Genomic DNA, 1526 nt, shown 5'->3' on the forward strand with positions numbered 1-1526 from the left:
GAATGGCACTTACTTTGGCTCATAGGCATGACCATGCCTCTGGACGTGTCGGCGAGCCTGGTCGCGGGGCACCTTCAACCAGGGGTAGGGTTTGGGCCTTCGTTTTCGCATTCGCGGCTCGATGCGTCCGGGTCGATGGCCGACCCTGCATTGTGCGATCAACGTGAATAGCCGCCCGCAATCCTTCGTGGCCGAGAGGCCTCGCGAGACCCACTCTGTCCACAGTTGCACCGTGTGCTTGAAGCTCAGGCCGCGCGGGTCTATCCCGGCATTGCAGGCGGCCTGCGCCATGAGCAGTCGGATCACGTTGTAAGCGAGCAGATGGACCCACAGCTGTTTTTCGTTCATCTGCGGCGTCTGACAGCTCAGTACATCCATGCCCGTGGTGGTCTTGAGGTTGCGCAGGTCGAGTTCGACGTTCCAGCGACGCGCGTACAGCGCCGAGAGGTCGCGCTTGGTGACCTGGCGATGGTTGAGCAGCGTGGTGACCAGCACCTGATGATCGACCTTGGCTTCGCGCAGCGTCAACTCATCGGGGAATTGCGCGTGCTGCTCGGGCGTCATCCACTCTGGACGGGCTGCTGGCTTGGGCCAGCGCACGATGTGGTCGCGTGTGCCCAGCGACTGGCCGCGCCGAAAGTCGGTGATTCGCGCTCCGTTCTGCTCGAACAGCACATCCACGCCCGCGGCCATCAGTGTGGCGATCAGGAAATAGTTGCAGTACAAGGCATCGGCGAGCATCACATCGCCGGGGCGAAAGCCTGCGAGCAGACGGCGTACCAGTCCGAGCTCGCCACTGCCTTTGCCGCTGTGCGGCCCTATCGCCGCATCCAGCGCCGCGCCGGTGGCCAGGCAAATCACCATGACCAGTCGCGCCAGCGGAAAGCCGACGCCGCTTGCCTGGGTGCTGGGCTGGGGATAGCACACCTGGTTCTCCTGGGTATCGGGCATCGACAGTCCGGTGCCATCCACCAGCTTGACCGCTCGCCCGCGCCACAGCCATGGCGCCAGAGCCTTCTGGCTGAGCAAGCGGCCTGTCTGGCGCGTGAGCGCACTGACCATCTCCAGCGGCAGCCGCTGGCGAGCCCGGCAATACCCGCCGGTGCGAACGCTGCACGGGCTCAGGCCATCGGCTGCGCGCTGCGCCGCCCAGCCGTTGACCGCCTTCTGGCACGAGCCATCGGCCTCCAGCACCTGGCGCATGAACATCGACAGCGCAACCGTTGGCGGATACAGCCGCTCGCGGTGCTCGGGCAGCAGCGCTTCGGTCGTCTCAAGCAACTCCGGACTCGTCAGAACGTTGAAGAATTCCACCGCCTGGGTCGATCTCGCCCGGCGTCCAATGCTGCTGCAACGTTGATGCAAGACGCTTTGGGCATTACGATCCATGGTGGCTGGCCTTTGGGAAGATGGTTTGGGTGCTTCGTAAACAACCATCCTATCGACCCTTTGGTCAGCCATCTCCCTTTGCTTTCAAGCACTTACGCACGTCGCCGAAGGCCAACCTGCCAAAGTAAGTGCCATTC

At 63.4% G+C, this 1526-nt stretch carries 1 protein-coding gene; it reads right to left on the minus strand.

Annotated features, from left to right (window positions below; genetic code table 11):
• Positions 1 to 9: 9 nt before the first annotated feature.
• Positions 10 to 1389 (minus strand): IS4 family transposase, encoded by a 1380-nt coding sequence (locus AC1DS5_RS24910; protein ID WP_477720923.1) that lies wholly within the window; start codon positions 1387 to 1389, stop codon positions 10 to 12.
• Positions 1390 to 1526 lie beyond the last annotated feature (137 nt).

It is taken from the genome of Polaromonas sp. P4_H1, assembly GCF_056400945.1.

Bases quoted from the DNA above. Each gene is read 5' to 3' on its own strand.
- AC1DS5_RS24910 (WP_477720923.1), bottom strand. From the start codon at position 1,389: ATGGATCGTAATGCCCAAAGCGTCTTGCATCAACGTTGCAGCAGCATT.